A 24774-nucleotide genomic window follows, 5' to 3' on the forward strand; every position below is an offset into this window, starting at 1 on the left:
ACGCATCAGGCTAAACGCCAAGGGCAAAGAAAACACGACTTTATTTCAGCGCTTTTAAGGCACTGTTTGTAGAAATCATTTAAAGTACTCAGCCTGCGCTGCTGTTGTCCTGCAAATCAGCAGATGGATAATTTCGTCTCACCGTCATCAAGTTTGACGGATATTTGATCTCCCGAAGAATCTACAACTTCACCTTCCCCATCAGGGGTAATGACCCGTTGCCCTTTCAAAAACAAATGCTCATTCATACTCTTTCTGTTTTAATTAAGAAATGTTCACCAATGAATATGCTCTTTTACAATTTAATTTAATGTTAATTGTTTGATGCTGCCATTCATTTAGCCACAGCAATGACAAGGCCTTGATAATTTTACCATTTCCAACTTATTTTTATTTGTTGATTTCCTTGAAGCGCATATTCAACATGTCCGTCCTTCCGGTGCAGAGCTGTTTGAGCTTTTTCATGCCCGGTCACTTTAAAACCAGGAAGTTCGATGCCTTGCTTTTTGATAATCATCATCCTGCAGCTCAGTCGTTCGTTGCCTTTTAAAAGGAATGAAACGTGGTTTTTGCGGTAGTGATATCCGGCCGTAGGATAGTCTACATAGATCATGAAATCTTCATCAGGAACTTTGTAAAAATGGCGGGGTATAATGCCAAAAGCTACTCCGGCACCATAAACTTCCTGGCCAACAATTCCTGATTGCTCCCAACCATCGTGAATATCTTCGATCGCTATCCAAAGTTTATGATCGATCTGCCCGGTTTTTACCTCTTCTGAAAACATTTCCCTTGGCAAATTAGGCGGGTAGTAATACGGTGCACGATTTAATATATATTTAAGGAATTCCGGTATCAGCAGGGATACGGATGGAAGGATATCTTCATCCTGTGCGTACAGTAAAAAATTGTGCATCGCTGCGAATACCTCCTGCTCTTCATACGCTGCGGTATAAGGCGCATCATTCAGTGGGAACATAGCAAAAAATGTAGGGTAATTTTTGGCGTAACCATAATTACACTCCCATAACTGAAAGTTCTTAAAAATATTCGCCAGGCTCAGGTAAGCCAGGTCGAGGTATAGCTGCTCTTTAGTTTCTTTATACAGCCATAGCATGGCGTTAGCCCCGAATGCTGTATTATTGGCCTGATAAAACAGGTCGAAGCCTTTTCCCTGCAAAGTTTTGGCGGCCTTTTTTGCTTCCAACAGGAATTTGTTTTTTTTGGTCAGTTGCCAGGCATGCAACATCACAAGCGCGTAGAGCCCCGCCACGTCCTTTTCACCTCCCTTACCCGGCTGCGTTTCCTTTTTTACTATTTCCAGGGTTTGCATGTTGTACATCACCGGCCATTCATAATTAAAATGATGAGCAACCTTAATGGTGAAACCGAGCGAATCGAGAAATAATTGCGTTGATTGTTTATCTCCCCGAATTGCTAAGCGGCCCAAATTTAGCAGTGGATGATGGAGATACCAGGAATCCATTACGTTAGGTTTGAGTTGTTCCTCATCCCCGCTTAATTCACTTGACAAGGCTGGCAGAAACCTGACGACCGTTTTCAACTCCTTGCTGTAGAAAGCGTCCAGGCCATTCTTTATTTTTTCCATAGCGGGCAAATCCGCCTTACACCAATCATAATAATCAGTTAACGGCAATAACACTGCCAGCTGAACCATGAGTTCCGGAGGGGTTTGATAGTCGGCAACATAGGCGTTCAAATAATCCTGCTCCGCGCCGTGAGACCAGCATCCGTGGCTAAACTCTAGATCATGCAGACCCTGGTCTACCATGTCCAGCCAACCATAATATGCTGTATCAGGCTTCGGAAGTGGCACGTATATATCGCCCAACAGGTTGAGAAACTGTTTGGCCTGCATGAATTCATCTTTTGGATACTCAGAACTAAATGCAAGGAAAGCATCCGAAAGAATAATATCCCGGTGTGGGGGCAAAGGTTTGCCTTTCAATGTTGGCGGCAGCGCCAGGCCCAGTTCCGGCCAGGTGCCGCCTACGACGTTTCCCAAAGATGTTTCCGTTGCTTCTGCAAAATCGTTCAGCGCGGTAAGATTCTGGAAGTACAATAAAGCACCGTCTGCGGGCTCATCAAAGGTCAGATATTGTAAACCGCTGCGTGTACCGACTTGGCTTACATGAATGGTACCTTTTGAATCTCGGCTACTATCATTCGGTCCGGTGATCACCATGTCTCTTGGCCAAAACGGAACAAGCAACGGGGCGTTGGCATTAAGTGTAGTTGTATAGTGGATCAGCGGTTTTTCAGTATCCGGAAGCTCCAGCTTTACCCGGTAACTACCGATAGTCGCTGACAAAAGTATAGTGATCCCGTTCTGGTTTTTGATGATTTTTTCCAGTTGCATCTGATCATTAGGCGCATACGCGGGGCGAAGTATTACCTGGGTTTCATTCGGACAGGTAACGGATATCCAAAGCGAGTTCGCCAGATGATGAACCTGGATGATATACCCCTTGAGGTCATGCCGGAAGAGAATGGGGAGATCCTGCCCATGAAAAAGATTTTTGACTGCGGCAGCCCAGGGTGATAATGCATCCATATATTAAAATAGCGTTTTGGAGTGGTGTCGTTCTACCAAGCTTCCGTCAGTAGATGCCGAGGATAACGTGTAACGATAACTTGCTGCTGTACTTATTTGTTTTTATTCTATAATTATTATTTAAAATGAGAAACTTATCCGTTATCGTCCGGTTGATTTTACATTAGAGATCTCGCCCTTCGGTTTCCTGAAAATCCGCTGTCGCTCTCCAAAGATGTAAAAAACCAAGCGCTGCTGGTTTGGAGGTAATCAGCCTGCTCAATCCTGGCCTTTTGATGGCGATCTGTTGACCATTTACTATGGTACGGCAGTTAAGTGGGTTTGTGACGAAAATTCTCTATAACTGAAATTTTAAAAATAAGAAAATTATTTAATTTTAAGTTGAAACATAAAATGATTACCGGAGTTGTATTAAGACATTATCCGCTCTTATCAAGTCAATTACACACTTTTTTTTTACCATCTAATAAAATCATTATTATGTTTCACCACGTTAAATCACTACAATTTAATGCACGGGTTTCCCGCCCCGATCCGCGCTTTGCTAATCTTTTACTGGAGCAATTTGGCGGAGAAAACGGCGAGCTGGCAGCAGCTATGCAATACTTTACCCAAGCTTTTGGTGCTAAAGTGCCGCACCCCGATAAGTACGATATGCTGATGGATATCGCTACAGAAGAGTTTAGCCACCTGGAAATTGTTGGAGCGACCATTCAGATGCTGCTCAAGGGAGTCAATGGCGAGCTAAAAAATGCGGCCGACAGTTCCGAGATCATGCAGGTCATGAACGGAAAGGCTGCCAAAGAAAATATTATACATGAGGCACTGACGGCCAATCCCCAATTTGTGATGATCACCGGCGGCGGGGTTACCCCACGCAATAGCCAGGGTATACCGTGGTGTGCATCATATATTCATTCCAACGGTGACCTGACCGTCGATTTGCGCAGCAACCTGGCATCCGAATCAAGAGCGAAGTTGGTTTACGAACATTTAATGAAATTTACGGATGATCCTTATATCCATGAAACCCTGTCATTTTTGATGACGCGTGAAGTGGCACATTATAAAATGTTCGAGGCAGCGTTAGATAGTATTCCGAATAATTTCCCGCCGGGCGTCCTTGCCGCTGATCCACGTTACACTCAGCAAGTTTATAATCTTTCTGAGGGTGCTGTACGGGGTCCCTGGAATGAAGGAGAGATGCCAGGCATGGGTAAGGAATGGGAATATGTCGAACAGCCGTTACAGCAAGTTCTGGAAACCGAAGGGCAAACCAACCTGCCACAAGACTACAGCAAAGCTTTGAAGGATAAAGATAAACTGGACAAGGAAATGAGCACTGCAAAAAGTGCTGAGGTAAAAAATGCCGAACCCAAAGGTACTGCCCAATGGAGTACCTACGAGAGCGCAAGCGCGCCAACCGAATCGTAATGAAAAAGATCACTCAACATATTTTAGCACTGACGGTCTTTGCGATGCTTTTTACGGCCTGCAATTCCGGCGATGGTCAAAAGAAACTGGGTAACAGCCAGGATACGACCAGTGTTAACAAAGCAGGCGGGCCGGCGATACGGGACACTTCTACGATCAACAAGGATCGTCAGGACTCGGCGAAAGCAAATAAAGCGGATTCGGTGAGTAAAGGGAATGCTGATCCGTCAGGACACCTTTCTGCCAAACCTCCAAAATAATAATGACTATGCAAGAATTAAACAAGGTTAAGCAGATTCACACCAATTTTAAACAAAGCATCTGGCTGGACTTTATCGACCGGCAAATCATGCGTTCAGGAAAACTTCAACAGCTCATCGACGAGGATGGCATACGGGGGGTAACATCCAACCCAGCTATTTTCGAGCAGGCGATCAACTCGAGTGCCGACTATGACGCGGATATTTTGGAGTATGCTAAAGCGGATAGTGATCCGGAGCATATCTTTTTCCGCCTGGCGATCAGTGACATTCAGCAGGCTGCTGACCTCTTCGCACCTGTTTATAATGAAGAAGTTAGCGGAGCAGACGGATATGTCAGCCTGGAGGTTTCGCCGCTGCTCGCCCTTGACGAAAGCAGAACTATAGAACAGGCCAGGGAACTTTGGAAAAAAGTTGACCGCGAGAATGTAATGATTAAGATCCCCGGAACTTTATCCGGCCTGCCGGCTATCCGAACCGCTATCAGTGAAGGCATCAATGTTAATGTCACGCTGCTATTTGGACTTGAACGTTATGAGGCTGTGGCTAATGCTTATATAGACGGATTAGAAGATCGTTTGTCAGCAGGGCTCGATATTAGCCGGATTGCTTCGGTAGCCAGTTTTTTCCTCAGTCGTATAGACTTGCTCGTCGATCCACTTCTTGACGACAAAGATCTGGGAGAGATGAAAGGTGAAGCCGCTATTGCTGCTGCTAAGGCGGCTTATGCGCTTTATATACGGGTGTTCAGTGGTGAACGATGGGACAAACTCGCCCTTGCCGGTGCTAAACCGCAACGATTGCTCTGGGCCAGTACCGGTAACAAAAATCCTGCTTACCGGGATACACGATACCTGGAAGAGCTGATTGGGCCAGATACGGTGAACACAGCTCCCTTAGCGACCATCGATGCTTTTCGCGATCATGGCACTGCCGGAGCGACGCTGGATAAGGGTACAGAACAAGCGTTATACCTGCTGGAGAGCCTTGCTCGCTCCGGAATCAATATGGAGGAGGTTGCTGAGCAGCTGGAAAAGGAAGGAATACAAAAATTTGAGGCGCCTTATCAAAAGCTGCTTCAAGCCATATCAACAAAAATTCATCAATAAACAATAATCTACCAACTACCTATGGAAAACACAGAAAAATCACTTGATGTGATCAATGATCTCATTAAGATTAACAATGACCGCTCCGCCGGTTTCGAAAAAGCTGGAAAGGATTTAAAAGAGGACGAAAACGGGCTAACGGCCGTATTCAGCAAGTTATCGGATGAAAGCATCCGCAACGATCCTGAAGTAGAGCAGGTACTCATCAATCAACAGCGCGGGATAGTCGAAGGTCATGATCTGATCAAATCTCTTCGTGATCAAGCAACAAACGGTGATCATTACGATAACAATCCAAATGATACTGATGTAGCTACAGAAGCTTTTCATGAAGACACAGCAGGTTTTAATTCGCCACAGGGATCTTATGCGCCGGAATCCGAAACCGTTATTCCTGACCAAGAATGGGACGTAGACCAGGCTTCTGCATCAGGAAATTCAAAGCTTTCGGAATTTTTCGTGAACGAGCTTAAAGACTTGCTTTGGGCAGAAAATAAACTAGTGGATACTCTGCCGGAAATGGCCGAGGCTGCAACATCTTCCGAACTGAGAAACGCTTTTGAGCAGCATCTGACGGAAACGGAAGTACATGTAGAACGTTTGGAACAAATTTTTGATATTTTAGGGATCGAACCCGACAGCCGGAAGTGTGAAGCTATGGCAGGAATTGTCGATGAGGGTGATGAGATTATCAGCGCTACGGAGGAAGGTACTGCTCAGCGCGATGTAGGCCTAATTTTTGCAGGTCAGAAAGCAGAGCATTACGAGATCGCCTCCTACGGAGGAATGATAGCCTTAGCCAAAACACTGGGTTACTACGAAATTGCCGAGTTACTGGTGTTAACACTGGATGAAGAAAAAACAGCGGACGCGCTCTTAACAGAAATTGCCGAAAGCCAGGCAAACATTGCAGCGAGCAATGAACCGGCAGAAGAATAACAGGCAGAGTAAAGAGTGAGAACGGTTATCATAGGGGCCGCCTGCCTTCAGGCGGCCCCTTCGTAATTGTATATGCTTATTGCTTATAAAAGACCGTAAACATTTGTTTTATTGATCATTTAAAAACGTTTCGAAAAGCGCATAACAGAGAACTTATATAACGAAGTGCTATGCTTTGTTGTAAACGAATTGTGTCTTTATTTAGCCTGACATTTCAACCAAAATATTGTTTAGAGTTATTCTTTAAAGCCTTTTTCGGTTTTCTTTCTGTCTAGAACAAATTGTGTCTTATTAGCAACAGATACAGATGTTGATAAAACAAATTATTCCTTTAATATTATTTGGTGCTCTGATGAAGATGATACTTCAAGTAGCCTTGTTCTCACAATGACTTTGTTATCGCAGTATACTCGCCGTGAAAGTTATTTCTGGCCAGCTCACTTATAGAAGTTCCCTGTGTGAATCTGCTCAAGATCTCTGCGCGTTGATTTGTTGCAGTATTTGTTGGGCGGCCAAGTTTTACCCTTCACCTTTTGCTCTTGTTAGCCCCGATTGAGTGTGCTCAATCAAAAGGTCACATTCCATCTCAGCAATAGCAACCAACATGCTTAACATCAGTTTTCTGGCAGGGGAGATTAATTCGGATTGGCCGAGCCGCAAGACAACTACCTAAATTTTCCTTGTACCAAGTATTTTGATAGTGACGTAATCAGCACTCTCAATAAATATATTGGGTAAAGGCAAATCGAATTACTTAACCTCTAGATTCAACGAAAATCTTAGTTCTGTTGTTAACATTGATAATATAAACGCAACTTTAGAAACGATGTTGAACTAATTAACCTAACCTATAAAAATTCAGTTGCCTGGATAAAGATGAACTTACCTGCTGTTGTTCATCGTAATCCGAAAAGTAAGGCAATCAACAAGACATTTTCCAATTGCACTCCCTGAGGTTTTACTTAAAGTAAATTTATTCTATTTATAGGAAAAACAACAATTGCTATCTGATGGTTTGATATATATGCATCAATCTATGGAAACGCTTAAAACAAAGGCTTATGTCGCTTCAGGTTCTTTCCAAGGCGAATACGTATAAAATGCTGAATAATGAGGGGATGCCAATTTGTGATCAACATCCGATCCTAAAAGATCAGACAGTTGAAGAATTGCCTCCACTAACAGAGAACTTCTTGTTTTATTCCGAACATTCACTAATTACAACATATTTACACAAACTATGAAAAACACACATCTTTTAACATTCGCAGCCGGCGGGTTATTGCTGCTTGGCGCTTGCAAAAGCAAGACGAGTAGCACATCATCGGATAGTACCGCCACAAAGACGGATTCCGTCAAAACCGCCGATAGCGCCTCGGCCAAAATAAAGCCTAAAGGTTCAGCCCCCGCCTGGGCACCGGATATTAAACCAGAAATGCAGGCTGTGATCGAAAAGCTGGCTAGTTACGGTGATAAACCTATCGAAACACTGACACCTGTAGAAGCAAGAAAGAACCATACGCCAACTGATGCCGTGATGGATTTAATGAAAGAAAATAATATTTCTAAACCGGTATTCAATGTGGATACTTCCGGAAAGGATATTGATGCCACTGGTGGTAAAGTTCATATTCGTATCTATACACCCAAAAGCGGAAACGGTCCTTTCCCGGTAATCGTTTATTATCACGGCGGCGGTTTTGTAATTGCTAATCTGGATGTTTATGACGCTGGGCCAAATGTGCTGGCCGATCAGACAGGGGCTGTAGTAGTATCTGTCGCTTATCGTTTAGCACCGGAGCACAAATTTCCAACAGCTCATAACGATGCCTTCGCAGCTTACCAATGGGTGTTAAAAAATGCTGCAAGTATCAAAGGCGACCCTAAGAAAGTTGCCGTTGCCGGTGAGAGCGCCGGTGGTAATCTTGCCTTAAATATGGCTATCATGGCACGAGATAAAGGTGTTATGATGCCTGCAGCAATTATTGCCGTTTACCCTGTAGCAGGTTCGGATATGAATACGCCATCATATACTAAGAATGCCAATGCCAAGCCATTGAATAAAGCCATGATGGGCTGGTTTGTTAAAAATTACCTGAATAATATGGGCGAGGGGAAAGACCCAAGGATTAACCTGGTTGCGGCTAATTTGAAGGGCCTGCCGCCAACAACAGTAATTACAGATGAAATTGACCCGCTGCAAAGTGAAGGGCAGCAACTCGCTGATAAATTAAAAGCTGCCGGCGTTCAAACCGAAAGTAAAAACTATGATGGCGTTACACACGAGTTTTTCGGGATGGGGGCAATTGTACCGCAAGCAAAGGATGCGGAGGCTTACGCCGTAAGCCAGCTGAAAAAAGCTTTTGGCAAGCAGTAAAATTAGTATAACGTTGTTGGATTGTTTGATGAGATGATTTTTAAGTATCGATCTCTAAAAGTTGCAAAAAAAACTATACGAGCTAATTCTTCCTCATTAAATATAGTAAACGATCCCACGTCAAACTTTCGCTAATAGCCGGTCATCTTCAGACCGGCTATTTTAATGAACTTTCAATAGGGAATTCATAATGTCGCGGTGTTCGGGAACGATAACTGATAAAGTTTTTTCATAAGACAACACTTCGTCGGGTGGGATTGCATGAATGACCTTGGCCTTTGGAGAAACCTCCAAAAGGTCAGAGGCCAGAATGATCCGGTAAATACCCATGCCCGTGGAATCCATGGCGAGCGTGAGCGTGGCGCTGACTTTTTCCAGTTCCAGACGGGAAATTACCTGATCTGTGACATCAGCCGCGACAGCGATAATACCATTAACCAGTTTTTTTTCATCCTTCAGAGCCTCGATCGTCAGATTCACGTAAGCAGTTTCTTCTCTACCGAATCGATTTAAAACTTCAGGTGTTTCGCTTACAACAAAGCGTTCGCCGGTTTCATAAACCGTATCCATGATCTGCCGGAAGCCTTGTGTGTCCAACTCGGAAATCGCGTCAAAAAGCGGTCGTTTGAAGGTCTGTTCTTTACTGCGTCCCCAATAGGCTAGCATTCGCTGATTAGCCAATTCGATAACATGGTTTGGTCCGCGATAAATTGCCATCGCCACAGGTGCCTCTGCCAGCAAGGCCCGCAGCTGATCTTCCGCATGACCACGTGCTTTGTTAATATTGATTTGAGCACGGACTTTTGTTAATAATTTTGCGGCTGAAAATGGTTTAACCAGGTAATCATCAGCTCCGGCTTCCAGGCCGTCAATTCGCGCTCCCTCGCCTGCGCGGGCGGAGAGGAAAATTACTGGCAAACGATAAAGCTGCTCGTCATTTCGAATATGTTCCAATAAGTTTTTGCCGTCCATTACCGGCATCATCATGTCACTAAGTACTAACGATGGTATAGAATGCCTGATTTGGACCCAAGCTTCAGCACCGTTCGATGCTGACCTGACGGTGAAATATGGTTCCAGCAGACGTTTCAAATAAGCCCGCATGTCGGCATTATCATCCACGATCAAAATACGGGTTTCTTTCTGCACCGATCTGTCCTAAAATTCGAAAATTCATACCCATAGACCGGTGGTGCATCTCACCGCAAATCGGACGGTAGCTGTCATTATAAATTTGGATCGTCTCGGGCCCCCAGGCGATCAAGATTGGGAACGTAGAGGATAAACATAAACTGACCGAGGTGCGTAAACTTTGCGGCCAGTTTTCTATAGGCCCTAGAGCCGTTTGTGACCAATCCATCGAACGAATCAATTTTCCCATTTCCCCGCCGCCGGATAAAAATTGCTCGCTGCTTTCAGCGTTGCCTAGGCCCATATAACAACTAATTTAATGGTAAATATAAAGATTTTGTAGATTAGCCATTACAAATGGATAAATCAGGGAATATTCATATTAAGCCAGATAATGATGCGGAAAGAGTCGCAGCGCTGGAGCGATACCAGATCGCCGGCTCCGAACGTGAAACAGCATTTGACAGCATTTGCCGGCTGGCTTGTGAATTGTTTGCTGTTCCGATCAGCCACATCTCATTTTTGGATGCAGAAACGGAGCATATCAAAGCAGATGTGGGCTTGGGTGGTGTAGAACGCTTGGGCCGGGCCGAAGGCTTCTGCACACTGGCTCTTTTACAACCTGAAATTATGTTGATCGAAGACGCAAGGGAACACCATATCTTGGCAAGTCATCCATACGTGACCGGAGAGATCATGATCCGTTTTTATGCAGCAGCACCTGTAATCACGCCGGACGGTTATATTATTGGAACATTATGCTTAATTGATCAGATGCCGAGAGGTTTGACCGGTAAAGAACAGGAGCTGTTACAACATTTGGCCAAAGTAGTAATGGAACAAACAGAGCTGCGCAATGATAATATCAATTTGATTTCCCAGCGAGATAAATTCATTGAGATAGCCAGCCACGAGATGCGAACTCCGCTAACTGCGCTTAAGGCGGCGGCACAATTGTTAGGCTTAAAGCATGCTGATGATGATGCCCTAATTGCGCAAGTCAACAAAAGTGTTCAAAAACTTTCAGGGCTGGCTAACGACATGTTTGATTCCATTCGTCTGCAAGAACATACGTTGGATTTAAAACGGTCTTCAACTAATCTGAAGATAATCGTTGACAGCAGTCGCGATCATATCCGCCTGTCAGCAAAAAAAGAATTAATAATTGAAGGTGACTTGAACATCAAAATAACGGCTGATCCGGAAAAGATTGAACGGGTGCTTATAAATTTAATCCAGAACGCCGTAAAATATGCAACTGGTTCAACGATTACACTTCGCACCGATAAACTACCAGGGTTTGTGAAGGTCACCGTAAATGATTTGGGACCTGGAATTGCTCCTGATAAATTGCCGCATATCTTCCGTCGATACTACCGGTCAGACCCTTCCGGTATACAAACCGGTTTGGGTCTCGGACTTTATATTGCGGCTGAAATTATCAAGCAGCATGGTGGAGAGATTGGTGTAAATTCAGCGCAAGGACAAGGCTCAAGTTTTTGGTTTACACTTCCTGTCAGCATTTAGCTTCGTAACTGAAAAACTTTTTAATTAACCGCTACTGTTTGTACTTAATCTATTATATCCGTAGCTAATAGTATACATGTTTTTGACTTCTAGTAGCCAATGCTGATTAAGACTGATATGGCACGGTATTTATCCTTTGTAAGTAACAAATTATAAAGCCATGAAAACAGCTGTAAACACCACCGTCTTTTTAAAAGCATTTGATTTACAGTTGTCGGCTTTATTGACAACCGATCTTAAATCATAAAGCTGTGAAAAAAGCCGCTTAAATATTAAATGTACTATAAACATCTGTCTACGAAAATCAAGCGCCATTCCGACGTTTTTTAATTAGTGTGATGAAAGTAGCACTAATTAAAAAGAAAATGGAAAAATTCAAAAAGATACTGATAGTTGATGACGAGGCGGATATTCGCGATGTTGTCAATTACATTCTTACAGATGAAGGATATCAGGTTAAAGAATTGGCAGATGGGCAAAATGTAGATCATGCAATAGAAGATTCCAGACCGGATGTTATTTTACTTGACGTCATGCTCGGTGATATGGATGGAAGGGATATATGTCGTGAATTAAAAAATGCCCCGGAGACGATGGCCATTCCGATAATCATTGTGTCAGCGACACATGCCGGAATTGATGAGGGTAAAGGCTGTCATGCTGATGATTACCTTTTAAAGCCTTTCGATATTGAAGACCTGATACAAAAGGTTAACTATTATTCAGCAGCCTAAACCAAAGCTATGACAAAGAAAATTAACCTGTTTGAAAGATTTTCCAACTGGGCAACAACGGCGACAGGGAGCTCGGCAGCATTTATCATTGCTGCGATTACTGTTATTGTATGGGCCGTTACCGGACCACTGTTCCATTATTCTGAAACATGGCAGCTAGTCATAAATACAGGTACTACAATCGTCACTTTTTTAATGGTATTCCTGATTCAAAAATCTCAAAACAAAGATTCTAAAGCTGTTCATCTGAAATTAAACGAATTGCTCGCCTCGCATGAAGGCACCAGCAACAGGATTGTTGATATCGAGAACCTGACGGAAAAGGAACTGGATGAACTTCATCGTTTTTATTCCCGGATTTCCGCCCTGGCAGAAAAAGAAGATGATATTACCCGGACTCATTCTATTGATGCAGCAGAGGAAAATCAACAACGTAAATCATCAGCACGAAATCCAAAAAATAATAAAAAATTTTAGGCTCCCTTGCTTAAACTTAAAGCATTCTACCTTTATTAGCCCCCCCTCTACACCACTCATATCTCACGCGTAAGAATTTAGTAAACCCGTTTTTAATACATAACTGAGCAGCATTCAAAGCATTAATATTTCGCTCATTTATCAATCATCTTTACTATGGAGCCCTAAGAAAGTGGTTGGCTGAGATATCTTGAACTTGCTTGCAAAGTTGGCACAAAAGCTGTTTGGTAGCTCAAATAATTACAAAGGTAAAGTTAGAAACACGCTCATGTAGGAAAAGTTCGGTAGAGGTTCTGAGCTTTTTTTGTTTTCATAGGGCTTCAATTCATGAATTATTTTTTTTATTATTAATCAAGGATTTTTTTAACCTCACCTTGTAGAGTATTTTTCTACATCCTGTTGTCGCACCTTCCCGCATTTTTAGCCATACTCGAACATTTAGAGGTTAGACGAAATTATGCGAAGTAAGTGTTGTCATGCACTCACTATATCGGAAACATTTAATATTATTTATCGTAAAAAGAATATATGTTAATATTTAACGAGCGCTAGTTGCAAAGGACAATCATGTTACCTACTTTACCCGTAAAGGCTATAGAACATGATTTTATTGCCCGGCTGAAGTTGAAATGCCCGATAACTTTTGGTATTTTATATAAGAGGTATTCCAAAAATGTTTATAAAAGAATAATATTTATTACAAAAAACAAGCAAACGGCGGAAGACGTCTTACAAAAAACTTTTACCAAAGCATGGTGTTCAATTCAAGCTTATGAACCCTGCAAAGCAAGTTTATACACTTGGTTAATTATTATTGCAAAAAGAACTTCTTTAGATGAGTTAAGGTATATTGATTATCGCAATTCGATGAAATGTGAAAATTTGGAGGAGTGTTTAGATCTTATTGATCATAGTTACAACTATGAATTATATCCAGATGGTATCGGAGTTCAAAAAGCAATTCAACAATTAAAACGTGAACATAAGATTATTTTATCCCTTGTATATTTTCAGGGATATACCCTTTTGCAAACGGCTTCCACTTTGCATTTACCATTAGGTACTGTTAAAAGCAGACTGAGGGCCGGGTTAAAAAAACTAAGGCTATATTACTATACCGACGAATTACAATCCGGGATTTATGTTCCTTATAGTGTCGAGTAAATTAAACCCATTTTAAGTTTTCAAATCCATAAGGCGGTTATTGTTTTAAAATCCAAACCGATACGGATCCGGCATTTACTTTAAAAGTTGCCCATCCGTTTTCATCAATAATAACCTCATCGATTATTTTTCCAAGCCTATCGACGAACGCGGTCCCACTAAATTGCTTTCCGACCTCCATGTGTTTAGTACCAGGATCTCCGTTTGAAATGACAACCGCACAGCCTGAGCCCGTATATTCGTCATGACCAGAACGTGTCCAGCCAATGCAATTAGGATGATCAAAATAGTCTCGCTGTTCACCATAAGCCAAATTTTTTCTAATGTACAGCATAGCCTCCATATCATCAACCTTATTCAGCGTCACTTTATAATCATTCCCGTCTCCACCTTTGTCTTTGTAATTTGCACCATATAAATCCGTATAAAAGATGCAGGGATAACCAGCTTCTCTTAACAGAATCAAAGCATATGCTAAAGGACGAAACCAGGCCTGTACCGGTTGCTCCAACGATTGCAGTGGCTGGGTATCATGGTTCTCCACAAGCGTCACTGCCAGATCCGGCTTAGCCTTCACCAGCGTCCCGTCAAAGATAACGCATAGATCATATGCATTCCCTTCATTGGAAGCCTTATGAAAGTTTCCCTGCAAAGGCGCATCGAATAGCGACATGCGTCCACCGGTAGCCTCGATATAATCGAGCATGGGCTGCAAATTATACGGCTCCCAGTATTCACCCACCGTAAAAAACTCATGGCTTAATTCAGCTCGCAAATAATCGAGCCACTCATTAAAAAAGGTTGCATCCATGTGTTTGATCGCATCCAATCGAAAGCCATGGACACCTACAGTTTGATAGAACCACTTTCCCCAGTTTTTTAGTTCTTCACGAACATTAGGATTGCGGAAATCGATATCATCCAGCATAAGGAAATCATAATTGCCATTTTCCGTGGACATTACATGTTGCCATCCGTCGCCTGACTCGTTCTGAATGCTGTAAATAGCAGTTTCTTTAGTACGGTCGTCATAATCAACGCCTGCAAAACATTGGTAATCCCAGACAAACTGAGAGTACTTACCATTACGGCCAGGAAATGTAAATTTCGTATAGGCTTCTATTTCGTATGGTTCACTTATAAATTCATTCCGGTTCTCCGGGTTCACTTTTCTGACCGTGATTGTTTCCTTTTCGTCCGCACCCCCCATGTGATCCAGGACAACATCGGCGTAGACTTTTAAACCCGCCGACTTAGCTGCTCCAACCGCCTCTATCAATTGCTGCTTAGTGCCATATTTCGTTGCGACCGAGCCTTTTTGATCAAATTCGCCAAGATCATATATATCATAGACATCGTATCCATTGGCCAGTTTACCTGCCATGCCTTTATGAGCGGGCGGAAGCCAGACAGTATCTATGCCGATTTTCTTTAGGCGTTGCGATTCAGATTTAAAATGATTCCACAGGCTGCCATCAGCCGGGTAATACCATTCAAAAAACTGGAGCATTGTAAAGTTTTCCATTTCAATATGTAAAAAATAAGGCTGCCTACTGGCAACCCCATCTGGTTTTTAGTTTGTTTAACCTTTAAATCATTCTACTATACATCAGGTAGTTTTCTGATCAGTTCAGTATTGTCAATTTACCTGATGCTTAATTTAGAAAAGATCAAATCACTGGCCTACGGCCTCGGATTATTCCCAGGATAATGGAAATGATTGCAATAACCAGGAGGATATGTATTAGACTACCTGCTGCATAGGCGAAAGTACCGATAGCCCATCCAATGATAAGAATTACGGCGATGATATAGAGTAATGAGTTCATGTTTAGTATATTAGATTACCTAATAAACACGCAAATCGCTAATTGTTTTTTGATTTATTTTTTAAATAAATTCAACTATTTACAACCTTCTTTGTTAAAACACTTTTTCGAAAAAGATTTACGCATAATATTTTGACTACCTGACACCATCATTATTATTTAAAACAAAACTGGGTACCTCATCATACGAGTGCCATTCACGAAATTATAAGATAAGAGCGCCATTGTAAGCTGGGTATAGGCTACTGATCGCTTACGATTGCTTGCTTTTTCCGCTGTTTATTTACACTGTGGCCTTTAAGGAAGTTGTATGCTAAACCAAGTCCCATGTACTGGCCCGTTCGACTACTATTTCGCCCATCATAAAAGCAATAACCCTGGGAGATGGAAACCTGCACGTTTTCGGAAACGTTTAAATTAATACTATTGCAAATCTCGGTCATTAGGGCCTGTTTGGCTCCAAACACATATCCTGCTCCCAGGCATAGTGATTCTGCGAACCTCCCTTTTGAAAATACGTTGATAGTTGGACGCATCTCAAGAAATGATACGGTGTCGCGGCCTGTAGTCTTCAATCTGCCGCCGGCGACCCCGATCTCGAATATGCCGTATGCCCTTCCGAATTCAGCAACGGGGGAAAAACGGTCTCCAACCGCACCTTTGGTATTGACATATATATTGCTGTTAATGGACGCATAATAATACCTCGGTTCCTTATTTTCTTTGGAGGTATCTGATTCCATAACCGTGTCTTTGGCAGTAGATTTCGCCTTATCGTGACCAATTATCGCCCGCGACACGGCCGGAATCACAGCCGGCTTTTGCGCAAACAAAAAAGTCGGCACATATATAACCAAATAGAACGTCAGGTAAAATTTCATTTAGGATGGAATGAACAATAGTAAACATTTAAATTATATTTAAAGCTCAAATCTTTAATTAAAATGAAAGACAATCTTAATCAGGAAAATACAGCATTGCGATCTTCTCTCGATTTTACAAAAACAAAAATGGACCGGGTAACCGTTTTTCTAATAGAAATGCTGGGGAGCATGAGCTTTCTAATAGGGTGTGCGGCTTTTTTTTGCTTTTGGATCATATAAAACGTACACCTATTGTCCTGGTTAAAAGCCTTTGACCCGTTTCCTTTTCCAATTTTGGAAATGAGCGTTTCAATTTTTGCCATTGTTTTATCTGTATCCGTTTTGATCAATCAGAACCGACAAGGACGAATTGAGACTATTCGCTCCCAGGTGGAGTTTGAAGTTAATGTGCGGGCGGAAGATGAGATCACCCGTATTTTGGCGATGGTACATGATATACATCAGCATCTGGAATTGCAAATATCGGATCAAGAAGAAATTGATCATATAAAAGAATCCACTGACCTTAAAAGAATTCAACGCAAAGTAGATCGGAAAAAAGGCACTCAAAATTAGCTGTTTAATTAATAGGTGCAATTTCCTTCCAATAGGGAAAATGAAAAAAACTACTTGTTTTAAACAAGGTAACACAATTGTTTTGAACAATAAACATAAGTGTCAAAGACAAATCAATGCATTGTTCGAGACAAATTGTTTCATGTATTAGAATGTTATTTCAACTCAAATATTGTTCCGAACTACTCGTAAATTCTTTTTTCGACTTTTTTCTGTCTCGAACAAATTATGTCTGTTGGTGCTCTTCTGAATTGTTAATAAAACAATTTATTGCTTTTAATTAATCCGTGTGCTGACATGGGGTTTAGAAACATTCCATGCCCCTAAACTATTTTGAAATCAAGCGAAGCCGATAGGCCGTAGAACGACGATAGTATAAATGGGGTGAGCTGGGCCCGATTTGCTCTTTCCCAGATAATTACCAAAAAGGAAGCCAGGCCTATAGCAAGTTTATCCTCATAAGTTGTGAAATCCTTTTTTTATATCATATCTTGATATGTAGTCTATTCTGTTTTTAAACTTGCAACAGGGTTCATTAACGCAGCCTTTATGCTCAACCATGATACGGTAGTGAAGGCGATGATCAATACTATAACGAAAGGCAGCAGGAACAGCGGCGGATTTACTTCCATACGGAACGCGTATCCATTCAGCCATTGCTGAATTGCATACCATGCCACAGGTGTTGAAATTAAAAACGCGACTATAATTAACAGCGCAAAATCTCTATAGAGTAATTGCAGTATGCCTTGTACGGAAGCTCCCAATACCTTGCGGATGCCAATCTCACGGGTGCGTTGTACAACGGTATAGGATACTAAACCAAAAAGCCCCATGCATGCTATAAAAATAGCTATCAACGTAAATATGCCGAACACATTGCCGAAGCGTTGATCGGCCCGGTATTGTTCATTAAAGTGGCGATCCAGGAAATAATAGTCGAAAGGGTCGCCCGGATAGTATTTGGCCCAAATGGTTTTTAAGGATGCTATTGTTTGGGCAGCATAATTAGCATTTATTTTTACAGAAACAAAACCTTGCACCCATGAATTATAATCGAAAATAATCGCATCATATTTATCTTTTAATGATTGCTGATGAAAATCTTCGGTTACCCCTACAACCGTATGCAATCTGCCGGCAAACATCATTTGCTTACCTACTATTTCTTCGGGTTTGCTAAAGCCGAACAAGGCAGTTGCCGAGCGATTAACAACTAATGTTTCTTCATCGCCAGGATATTGCGGAGAATAATCACGCCCGGCTATAATCTTTATACCATAATTCTTTAAAAAATCAAAGTCCACGGAGAGCACCCTGCACTGCACATTGGAGTTTTCGCTTTGACCTGCCATGCGCAACTTACCGTAGTTGGCATACACCTCGCTACCGGGCACATCGCTTGAAACAGTTACGCCTTTTACCGCTGGGATAGCCAAGGCTGCCTCCTTAAATATTCGGGTATCGCGCCTTACGGAATCCACCTGTATCAGCGGCGAGCGGACCACCACGGTTTGATCTATGTTGACACCCAGTTTTTGGTTCTGCATAAAACTAACCTGGCGGTACACGACTAATACGCCGGTCAGCAAAAATATGGAGGCGGCAAACTGAAATACAACCATACCCTTTCGTAAAATAACGCTGCCAGTGGTAATGGTAATATTACCCTTTAATACAGCTGCCGGTTTGTAGCCGGATAGCACGACGGCTGGGTAAAAGCCCGAGAAAAATGAGCCTGAAAAAAACATCAGCAGCACGCCTACCCAAAACAGCGGATTGTAAAATAGCGTGAAGCTGATAGCAAGGCCCGTTATACGTGCAAACATAGGGATCGCCGCCGCGATGATTGCAACAGCCAGTAAAACAGCCAGCCCGTTAAGTACCGCTGCTTCCAGCATAAATTGCATGATCAGTTGCACCTTAGCGGATCCGAGCGTTTTGCGCACCCCCACCTCCTTAGCTCGCGCCATGCCACGGGCGGTAGCCAGATTGATATAATTTATCCAGGCAATGACGATGACAAAAATCGCTATCCCTAATAACAAATAAACGGATTTGCCGTCGCCGTTAGGGCTTGCCTCTAATTTACGGTTTGAATAAAGATGGATATCCTTAACTGGTTGCAAAGTATAGGTTGCGGCTTCGTTTTTAACATCAGCCAAACCTTGCTTGGCAATCGGGACAAACTTAGCTTCGAGCGCCCTTGGATTAACGCCCGGCTTTAACAGTACGTAGGTGATAAATCCGTCAGAGAACCATTGCTTTTCGGGATCAAATGTTGGCGACACTCCCCAAATCTCCCGCATAGTAATATAGGATTCCATCAGTTCGAGCTTCAGGTGGGAGTTAGCGGGCATGTCCTGCATAATGCCGGTCACCTTCATGGGTCTGTTAACTATCGTTACAGTTTTGCCCATTACATTGGCAGCACCAAACAGATTCTTCGCCATGCTCACGGTCAAAACCACTGACCTTGGCTCAGTGAGTGCAGTATTTACATCGCCTTGCAACAATTGATAGCTAAACATCTTAAAAAAATCAGGACCAACGACAAAATTATTCCTGATTACGAAAGATTTGTTGTTGTAAGTTACCAGGGTCTGCCCGGTACTTATCATTTTTACATAACTTTCTATTTCATCAGGTAACGCTGCCTTAAAAGCCGGCCCCGCGGCGGATGCGCCCGCCGCCCAAACTGTACTTAACTTACCTCCGGTATATCGATCTTGATTAACGCGATAAAGTCTATCGCCTTTAATATTAAAGTTATCATAGCTCATTTCAAAGCTTACATATTGTATGATGAGCAGGCATGCAGCCATACCAACGGCCAACCCAACAATATTGATAAACGAGAATGCCTTATTTTTGGTCAGGTTGCGAAAGATAACCATTAAATAATTTTTAAGCATAATATTGGTTTTTGAGGATACCTTCGACCTTACCAATAATGTGCCTTTATTTCAATCTATTGATTATCAAATATTTAAATAAATGAATAATCAGGCAAACCGTTCGAAAATAGAACAATGACCGTACGCTGATGGACGATTTTCGATTAAGAAATGGTATTCGTTTATTTTATTGATAAATAACGATTCGTTTCGGACGGCGTACACTAATTTCCCTTCTGATCGAGGTTATAGTATATCCTGTAAGTTTCCCAGCGACTTGGATCCAGGCCGCAAGGACGGACCTGATAATGCTTTTTGTTTTCCTTTGAAAAAAACCGCTGACACCAGCTTAAGGTCATTTACTTGGAAGTTTAGTAGCCTTTGGATCTATATACGTGTTTTGTCCGGCAGAAAGCAGCCAGGTGCTCTTTGTTTTTACATAAATCAAGGTCAACAAGTTGTCAGTTTCAGGTGTCCTATTCGTGATTCGGTCTATACCATCTGGAGGAAAAAGCGAGCCAACGTGACAAACTAAATGAGCAATAGCCACCTCGCTTGTAATAAACCGGATGTCTAAACTTTTACGTGTGAAAGGAACCCCTTTAAAAAAATAATCAAATCCAGCTTTATGAGATTTTTTCACCTCCTGTTTTCCCTTCCACCACATCCCTACAATGTTAACCCAGTCAACGTCATCTGTTGCATAGCTATCCATGTTATTAAATTCATGTGTATTCCAATCTGAAACCATACGATTAACCTGGCTGTCGATTATTTTTTCATCAACTGTTTTCTGATCGCCCTGAGCGTAACCAAAAAAGCTACAAAATATTAAAGAAAACCCGAGGAGGAATTTGTAATTTGTCATATTTTATGATTTAAATTGAATCGCTTTTTAAGTTAAAACCTATAAAAAAGAACAAGAGCGTCGCTATAACCCGTTCACATGAAACTTTACGCCTACATCAATTTTGTATTTGATAAGGCAGATACCGAAAGTGTGCAGGCGAGGATTTAATCGATCTTTTCATAGCTGGTAAGCGTCTTAATATGCCAAAGCTAATCGCCTAAATAATAGCACTTCAAAAAAATAGACCAGGGAGCTGGCGAAGCAAACGGACAACCAATCACTGGTCATTAAATTTTTTTGTCGACGACTAAATCCTTTAATCCCTGTGAATTAAATTTTTGTCTAATAAGCACCTAATCAGCGCTCAATCAATTTCCCAATTCGTACTTTAGCATTTAAACCGGACAGCTATGCCTCAATTGTCTTTTATTTATGCAACAGAAACGCGCTGGCGAATGATAAGGCATCTGGTATTTTGGTCACTCTGGTTCTTGTTTCAGGTATTGCTTTACTCAGCGTCACCCTCTCCCGGTTTGCAGAAACAATCCTTCTGGCAGCGCCTGATGATCACCTGGCCGGATACCCTGATCTATTTAATACCCAGCATTTTTCTGGCTTATATGCTGATGTACCTGGTCATCCCCAAACTGGTGTTACCGGGAAAATATCTGATGGCAACACTCAGTACCTTAATACTGATTGTACTCACCGCCACGCTTTCGGCTTTGCTTGCTGTTACGGTGATTGAAGCGTTAAGACATATCTATGCAGGCAGCATCTATCGAGACGTGGTTAAGAGTACCGGGCCGCCTTTTTATTTCAAATTTGGTGTAGCTATGCTGGCAGGTTTGCGCGGCAGTATAACCGTGGGCATGGCCGCTGCCATTAAGCTGATGAAGTGTTTTTTTGAAGAAAGACAGGCAGCCCTGCTGCTGGAAAAAGAAAAAGTGAATGCCGAACTGCAGGTTCTGAAGGCCCAGTTGCACCCTCATTTCCTTTTCAATACGCTCAATAATATTTATTCGTTTACGCAGGATGTTTCGGATGAAGCATCGGGTATGATCATGGGGTTATCCCAGCTGTTGCGGTATATGCTATATGAATGCAATAAGCCTCTTGTATCACTGGATAGAGAGTTAGTTATGATTCATCAATACCTGGCCCTTGAAACCGCGCGTTACGACAATGGGCTGGATATAGCATTGCAAATTCCAACACGCCACACGAACCAACTCGTTGCCCCGTTGATGCTGCTTCCTTTCATCGAGAACGCATTCAAACACGGTGCAAGCCAAATGGCGGAACAACCATGGATCAATTTAGATCTGACTATAAAAGATCAATATCTTTCAATGAAGCTTATCAACGGAAAACCGCCCGGACCAAGCAACGGAATCCCAGGGATTGGCATCGCCAATGTACGCAAACGGCTCGAGTTACTTTATCCCGGCGCCCATGAACTGCAAATTCGTGAAGAAGATGAGATGTATATCGTGAACCTGAAATTAAAACTGGCGCCTGATAATGTCATTGCTGTAAAAGAGTTAAATAATGAGCCTGCCAAAAAAGTTTAGATGTCTCATCGTCGACGATGAACCGCCTGCGCGCGAAGTATTGCGTCGGTATATCAGCCAGATACCGATACTGGAATTATGCGGCGAATTCGGGAATGCCATGCAAGCCTTGATATTTCTTAAACAACAGCAGGTTGACTTACTTTTTCTCGATATCCAGATGCCGCAGCTGAGCGGTATTGATCTGATAGGGACACTTAAACACCTTCCCAAAATTGTGCTGACCACGGCGTTCGACCAATATGCTGTACAAGCTTTTGAACTTGACGTAACCGATTACCTGGTTAAGCCCATCCAGTTCGACCGTTTTTTAAAAGCGGTAATGAAAGCATTGCCTGAACATGAACCTCTGGCACCTGTTCAGCCCGCATTAACCGGAGCAGAACCGATAAGCCCATCTTTTTTATATTTCAGGGCGGATCGAAAGATGGTGAAAGTGTTCCTTAAAGAAATACTGTATATAGAAAGTTTGAAAGATTACGTAAAGATACACACCACACGCGGGACTGTCGTCACGAAGCACGCCATGACAGCGCTGGAAGCCATGCTCCCCGAAGAATCGTTTATAAGAGTGCATCGTTCCTTTATTGTAGCGCTTGATAAGATTGACTCCTATACAAAAGAGGAAATAGGCATTCAGAAAAAATTCATTCCGATCGGTAAGATTTACCGGCAGCAAGTGCTTAAAGACTTGAATGGCAAACAACTTTTAAATTAGAAGAGTGGAAAGGTGATCAAAAAGCCTTCGCAAGGATGGAGATGTTGGTAGTTAGCTTTCGCGAAGATTTATCTCGGTTTATGAAAATTTGCAATCTATTCCAATAACAAATCGAAATTTCAAAAATCAAAAACGGGCTGATCTACATTTTCTTGAAATTTTTGATAGCAGGGCCGACTCTTTTAAAACCATGTGCTTCCCTGAATTTATCCTGCTCTTCCTCGGTCATATTTTTGGTCGCTCCTTGACTTATTTGTGTAAAAAATTCTTCCATCTTTCCGGCAGGCTGAAAAAATTGCAGCAAACGGCCATTTCCTTCACCTATCTTCGCAAAACTATGAGGTATCATTCTGGGACCAAAAACACTGTCCCCCGTCTTTGCATGATAAGTATCATCGCCTATTTTTATTAAAAATTCGCCCTCCAAAACATACCACCATTCGTCCTGCGAAAAATGATAATGATGCGCCGGACCACCCTCCTTTGCCCGGCTCGATTCATAGACGTATATATCCCCGTCGGAATCGCCGGTTGAGACCTTGGTAAGAAAAGTATCGCCTTCAAAAAGTGTTATTGGTTTCTCCGTCCGGCTCCCGCCAGCATTTACCAAGAAACCTTTTTGTGTTCTGTATTTTTTTATACTTGCAGCCACGCTGCTGAGAGGTAAAAGCGCCGCGGAACCTAGTGCAAGGCAAGATTTTACAAAAGTGTTTCTCTTCATGAACGTTTTGATTTAGAGCATCTTCATAAAGTTAGCGAATTGAGGCGACAACCAACATTAAATAAGATTTTATCCAACACAAAAATCATGATCAGAATGAAAAAGTGCAGGTTGATTCCTCAATTGCTCATCAAAGCGCAACTAAAAATTATACCTTAAAAATTTCTTTGCTCACCTGGCTCGCCGGATGCGCTCAAGTGGTGAGCTTGACTGTAAACATCAGCTCCCTCAGAATCTTCTCGACGGATATTGGCTAATCCAAAACAGATCCGGCAGGCTATATTGTAACCAAGCAGTGCTGGATGATTTGTAAACTTTTTCGAAAATAACGACCGATTTATTCTTTATATTGAATGTCGTCGATTTTAAAAATATTGTGCCGAATAGCTTAACTTTGCCTCCATCCAACCATTAAAATAATGTCTGTTCAACTAAGGGAGCATATTGAAAAGATCGTACCGCTCACTAATGACGAGTATGCGTTCGTCATTTCCCATTTTAAGAACAGGAAGTTTAAAAAGCATCAGTTCCTGATCCAGCAGGGCAATATTGTACCGTGCCATTACTTCGTTTTAAAAGGTCTTTTGAAGCTTGTATTTACAGATGATACGGAAAAACAACATATCATTTCATTTGCGATGGAAGACTGGTGGGAAAGTGATTTTTATGCTTTTTACACACAGACCAAGGCCACTATGTCACTGGAGTGCCTGGAAGATACGGAAGTTCTTTGCTTGTCTTTCGAAGATTATAAAAAACTTTGTGACGGGTTGCAGAAAATTGAACGGTTTTTTCTGGAAAAGGCAACCTTCGGTTTTCTCGGTGCTCAAAAGCGGATCATATCTTCATTGACCTCCAATGTTAAGGAGCGTTACGAACAATTGCTCAAACAATACCCCTCCCTTATTCAGCGCGTCCCCAAAAGCCTGATCGCTGCCTACCTAGGCGTTTCACGCGAAACTTTAAGTCGTTTATAGGATTAGTGTGATCTGGCTCACATCAAAGTCGTGAGGCAGGTC

General features: G+C 42.2%; 23 protein-coding genes. 13 read left to right on the plus strand and 10 right to left on the minus strand.

Going from position 1 to position 24774, the window contains the following annotated elements:
- Window positions 1-370 precede the first annotated feature (370 nt).
- Window positions 371-2575 (minus strand): glycoside hydrolase family 88 protein, encoded by a 2205-nt coding sequence (locus tag QWZ01_RS17640; protein ID WP_290325514.1) that lies wholly within the window; start codon window positions 2573-2575, stop codon window positions 371-373.
- 393 nt (window positions 2576-2968) lie between these two features.
- On the opposite strand from QWZ01_RS17640, the gene QWZ01_RS17645 reads away from it, so the two are divergent.
- The 4 genes from QWZ01_RS17645 to QWZ01_RS17660 are packed head-to-tail and all read left to right on the plus strand — an operon-like array spanning window position 2969 to window position 6317.
- The gene (locus tag QWZ01_RS17645) at window positions 2969-4009 is read left to right on the plus strand and encodes a manganese catalase family protein (RefSeq protein WP_290325516.1); all 1041 of its coding nucleotides are present in this window, start codon (window positions 2969-2971) and stop codon (window positions 4007-4009) included.
- The gene (locus QWZ01_RS17650; RefSeq protein WP_290325519.1) at window positions 4009-4269 is read left to right on the plus strand and encodes a hypothetical protein; all 261 of its coding nucleotides are present in this window, start codon (window positions 4009-4011) and stop codon (window positions 4267-4269) included. The genes QWZ01_RS17645 and QWZ01_RS17650 overlap by 1 nt, the downstream gene beginning before the upstream one ends.
- A 2-nt stretch (window positions 4270-4271) precedes the next feature.
- Window positions 4272-5378 carry a transaldolase gene (gene tal, locus QWZ01_RS17655; protein ID WP_290325521.1) on the plus strand — a complete coding sequence of 369 codons (1107 nt, stop codon included), beginning with the start codon at window positions 4272-4274 and terminating at the stop codon, window positions 5376-5378.
- A 21-nt stretch (window positions 5379-5399) separates the two neighbouring features.
- The gene (locus tag QWZ01_RS17660; RefSeq protein ID WP_290325524.1) at window positions 5400-6317 is read left to right on the plus strand and encodes a YciE/YciF ferroxidase family protein; all 918 of its coding nucleotides are present in this window, start codon (window positions 5400-5402) and stop codon (window positions 6315-6317) included.
- 519 nt (window positions 6318-6836) lie between these two features.
- On the opposite strand, the gene QWZ01_RS26035 is transcribed toward QWZ01_RS17660, so the two are convergent.
- The gene (locus QWZ01_RS26035) at window positions 6837-6977 is read right to left on the minus strand and encodes a recombinase family protein (protein ID WP_353959415.1); all 141 of its coding nucleotides are present in this window, start codon (window positions 6975-6977) and stop codon (window positions 6837-6839) included.
- Window positions 6978-7557: 580 nt separating this feature from the next.
- Between QWZ01_RS26035 and QWZ01_RS17665 the strand changes: the two genes are divergently transcribed.
- Window positions 7558-8694: an alpha/beta hydrolase gene (locus QWZ01_RS17665; RefSeq protein ID WP_290325526.1), complete on the plus strand. Its 1137-nt coding sequence runs from the start codon at window positions 7558-7560 to the stop codon at window positions 8692-8694.
- 162 nt (window positions 8695-8856) lie between these two features.
- Here the strand turns inward: QWZ01_RS17665 and QWZ01_RS17670 are convergent, their stop codons facing one another.
- Both QWZ01_RS17670 and QWZ01_RS17675 read right to left on the minus strand, forming a co-directional pair.
- Window positions 8857-9843, minus strand: coding sequence for a response regulator (locus QWZ01_RS17670; RefSeq protein WP_290325528.1), 987 nt, complete (start codon window positions 9841-9843; stop codon window positions 8857-8859).
- Window positions 9809-10129, minus strand: a complete 321-nt coding sequence (locus tag QWZ01_RS17675) for a hypothetical protein (RefSeq protein WP_290325531.1) — start codon at window positions 10127-10129, stop codon at window positions 9809-9811. The genes QWZ01_RS17670 and QWZ01_RS17675 overlap by 35 nt, the downstream gene beginning before the upstream one ends.
- 53 nt (window positions 10130-10182) lie before the next feature.
- Between QWZ01_RS17675 and QWZ01_RS17680 the strand changes: the two genes are divergently transcribed.
- The 4 genes from QWZ01_RS17680 to QWZ01_RS17695 all read left to right on the plus strand — a co-directional run bounded on the left by QWZ01_RS17680 (window position 10183) and on the right by QWZ01_RS17695 (window position 13727).
- Window positions 10183-11352 (plus strand): GAF domain-containing sensor histidine kinase, encoded by a 1170-nt coding sequence (locus QWZ01_RS17680; protein ID WP_290325533.1) that lies wholly within the window; start codon window positions 10183-10185, stop codon window positions 11350-11352.
- 338 nt (window positions 11353-11690) lie between these two features.
- A complete protein-coding gene (locus tag QWZ01_RS17685) occupies window positions 11691-12086 on the plus strand; it encodes a response regulator transcription factor (RefSeq protein ID WP_290325534.1) in 396 nt (131 codons plus the stop codon).
- A 9-nt stretch (window positions 12087-12095) separates the two neighbouring features.
- Entirely contained in the window at window positions 12096-12563 is a 468-nt protein-coding gene (locus QWZ01_RS17690; RefSeq protein ID WP_290325535.1) for a low affinity iron permease family protein, read from the plus strand.
- Between the two features lie 567 nt (window positions 12564-13130).
- A complete protein-coding gene (locus QWZ01_RS17695; RefSeq protein WP_290325537.1) occupies window positions 13131-13727 on the plus strand; it encodes an RNA polymerase sigma factor in 597 nt (198 codons plus the stop codon).
- A 37-nt stretch (window positions 13728-13764) separates the two neighbouring features.
- On the opposite strand, the gene QWZ01_RS17700 is transcribed toward QWZ01_RS17695, so the two are convergent.
- From QWZ01_RS17700 to QWZ01_RS17710, 3 genes are all read right to left on the minus strand, one after another.
- Window positions 13765-15252 carry an alpha-amylase gene (locus QWZ01_RS17700; protein ID WP_290325540.1) on the minus strand — a complete coding sequence of 496 codons (1488 nt, stop codon included), beginning with the start codon at window positions 15250-15252 and terminating at the stop codon, window positions 13765-13767.
- Window positions 15253-15397: 145 nt separating this feature from the next.
- Window positions 15398-15556, minus strand: coding sequence for a lmo0937 family membrane protein (locus QWZ01_RS17705; protein WP_290325543.1), 159 nt, complete (start codon window positions 15554-15556; stop codon window positions 15398-15400).
- 242 nt (window positions 15557-15798) lie between these two features.
- Window positions 15799-16437 carry a hypothetical protein gene (locus QWZ01_RS17710; protein WP_290325544.1) on the minus strand — a complete coding sequence of 213 codons (639 nt, stop codon included), beginning with the start codon at window positions 16435-16437 and terminating at the stop codon, window positions 15799-15801.
- A gap of 234 nt (window positions 16438-16671) precedes the next feature.
- Here QWZ01_RS17710 and QWZ01_RS17715 point away from each other — a divergent pair, with 234 nt between their 5' ends.
- Window positions 16672-16995: a DUF1003 domain-containing protein gene (locus QWZ01_RS17715; protein WP_290325546.1), complete on the plus strand. Its 324-nt coding sequence runs from the start codon at window positions 16672-16674 to the stop codon at window positions 16993-16995.
- A gap of 503 nt (window positions 16996-17498) precedes the next feature.
- Here the strand turns inward: QWZ01_RS17715 and QWZ01_RS17720 are convergent.
- Both QWZ01_RS17720 and QWZ01_RS17725 read right to left on the minus strand, forming a co-directional pair.
- On the minus strand, window positions 17499-19892 hold the full coding sequence (locus tag QWZ01_RS17720) for an ABC transporter permease (RefSeq protein WP_290325548.1): 2394 nt from the start codon (window positions 19890-19892) through the stop codon (window positions 17499-17501).
- 355 nt (window positions 19893-20247) lie between these two features.
- Entirely contained in the window at window positions 20248-20760 is a 513-nt protein-coding gene (locus QWZ01_RS17725; protein WP_290325552.1) for an SgcJ/EcaC family oxidoreductase, read from the minus strand.
- Window positions 20761-21152: 392 nt separating this feature from the next.
- On the opposite strand from QWZ01_RS17725, the gene QWZ01_RS17730 reads away from it, so the two are divergent.
- Both QWZ01_RS17730 and QWZ01_RS17735 read left to right on the plus strand, forming a co-directional pair.
- Complete coding sequence (locus QWZ01_RS17730) at window positions 21153-22316, plus strand: sensor histidine kinase (protein WP_290325553.1); 1164 nt, start codon at window positions 21153-21155, stop codon at window positions 22314-22316.
- Window positions 22294-23034 carry a LytR/AlgR family response regulator transcription factor gene (locus QWZ01_RS17735; protein ID WP_290325554.1) on the plus strand — a complete coding sequence of 247 codons (741 nt, stop codon included), beginning with the start codon at window positions 22294-22296 and terminating at the stop codon, window positions 23032-23034. The genes QWZ01_RS17730 and QWZ01_RS17735 overlap by 23 nt, the downstream gene beginning before the upstream one ends.
- 142 nt (window positions 23035-23176) lie before the next feature.
- Here the strand turns inward: QWZ01_RS17735 and QWZ01_RS17740 are convergent, their stop codons facing one another.
- Entirely contained in the window at window positions 23177-23755 is a 579-nt protein-coding gene (locus QWZ01_RS17740) for a cupin domain-containing protein (RefSeq protein WP_290325556.1), read from the minus strand.
- A 419-nt stretch (window positions 23756-24174) separates the two neighbouring features.
- Here QWZ01_RS17740 and QWZ01_RS17745 point away from each other — a divergent pair, with 419 nt between their 5' ends.
- Window positions 24175-24732: a Crp/Fnr family transcriptional regulator gene (locus tag QWZ01_RS17745; protein ID WP_290325557.1), complete on the plus strand. Its 558-nt coding sequence runs from the start codon at window positions 24175-24177 to the stop codon at window positions 24730-24732.
- Window positions 24733-24774: the final 42 nt, after the last annotated feature.

This window comes from Mucilaginibacter aquaedulcis (assembly GCF_030409325.1).
In the GTDB taxonomy this organism is placed as follows: Bacteria; Bacteroidota; Bacteroidia; order Sphingobacteriales; family Sphingobacteriaceae; genus Mucilaginibacter; species Mucilaginibacter aquaedulcis.

Excerpts from the sequence above, each read along its gene's own strand:
- QWZ01_RS17640 (WP_290325514.1), bottom strand. The coding sequence starts at position 2,575 with ATGGATGCATTATCACCCTGGGCTGCCGCAGTCAAAAATCTTTTTCAT.
- QWZ01_RS17645 (WP_290325516.1), top strand. The coding sequence starts at position 2,969 with ATGATTACCGGAGTTGTATTAAGACATTATCCGCTCTTATCAAGTCAA.
- QWZ01_RS17650 (WP_290325519.1), top strand. The coding sequence starts at position 4,009 with ATGAAAAAGATCACTCAACATATTTTAGCACTGACGGTCTTTGCGATG.
- tal (WP_290325521.1), top strand. The coding sequence starts at position 4,272 with ATGACTATGCAAGAATTAAACAAGGTTAAGCAGATTCACACCAATTTT.
- QWZ01_RS17660 (WP_290325524.1), top strand. The coding sequence starts at position 5,400 with ATGGAAAACACAGAAAAATCACTTGATGTGATCAATGATCTCATTAAG.
- QWZ01_RS17665 (WP_290325526.1), top strand. The coding sequence starts at position 7,558 with ATGAAAAACACACATCTTTTAACATTCGCAGCCGGCGGGTTATTGCTG.
- QWZ01_RS17675 (WP_290325531.1), bottom strand. The coding sequence starts at position 10,129 with ATGGGCCTAGGCAACGCTGAAAGCAGCGAGCAATTTTTATCCGGCGGC.
- QWZ01_RS17680 (WP_290325533.1), top strand. The coding sequence starts at position 10,183 with ATGGATAAATCAGGGAATATTCATATTAAGCCAGATAATGATGCGGAA.
- QWZ01_RS17685 (WP_290325534.1), top strand. The coding sequence starts at position 11,691 with ATGAAAGTAGCACTAATTAAAAAGAAAATGGAAAAATTCAAAAAGATA.
- QWZ01_RS17690 (WP_290325535.1), top strand. The coding sequence starts at position 12,096 with ATGACAAAGAAAATTAACCTGTTTGAAAGATTTTCCAACTGGGCAACA.
- QWZ01_RS17695 (WP_290325537.1), top strand. The coding sequence starts at position 13,131 with ATGTTACCTACTTTACCCGTAAAGGCTATAGAACATGATTTTATTGCC.
- QWZ01_RS17700 (WP_290325540.1), bottom strand. The coding sequence starts at position 15,252 with ATGGAAAACTTTACAATGCTCCAGTTTTTTGAATGGTATTACCCGGCT.
- QWZ01_RS17705 (WP_290325543.1), bottom strand. The coding sequence starts at position 15,556 with ATGAACTCATTACTCTATATCATCGCCGTAATTCTTATCATTGGATGG.
- QWZ01_RS17710 (WP_290325544.1), bottom strand. The coding sequence starts at position 16,437 with ATGAAATTTTACCTGACGTTCTATTTGGTTATATATGTGCCGACTTTT.
- QWZ01_RS17720 (WP_290325548.1), bottom strand. The coding sequence starts at position 19,892 with ATGGTTATCTTTCGCAACCTGACCAAAAATAAGGCATTCTCGTTTATC.
- QWZ01_RS17725 (WP_290325552.1), bottom strand. The coding sequence starts at position 20,760 with ATGACAAATTACAAATTCCTCCTCGGGTTTTCTTTAATATTTTGTAGC.
- QWZ01_RS17730 (WP_290325553.1), top strand. The coding sequence starts at position 21,153 with ATGCCTCAATTGTCTTTTATTTATGCAACAGAAACGCGCTGGCGAATG.
- QWZ01_RS17735 (WP_290325554.1), top strand. The coding sequence starts at position 22,294 with ATGAGCCTGCCAAAAAAGTTTAGATGTCTCATCGTCGACGATGAACCG.
- QWZ01_RS17740 (WP_290325556.1), bottom strand. The coding sequence starts at position 23,755 with ATGAAGAGAAACACTTTTGTAAAATCTTGCCTTGCACTAGGTTCCGCG.
- QWZ01_RS17745 (WP_290325557.1), top strand. The coding sequence starts at position 24,175 with ATGTCTGTTCAACTAAGGGAGCATATTGAAAAGATCGTACCGCTCACT.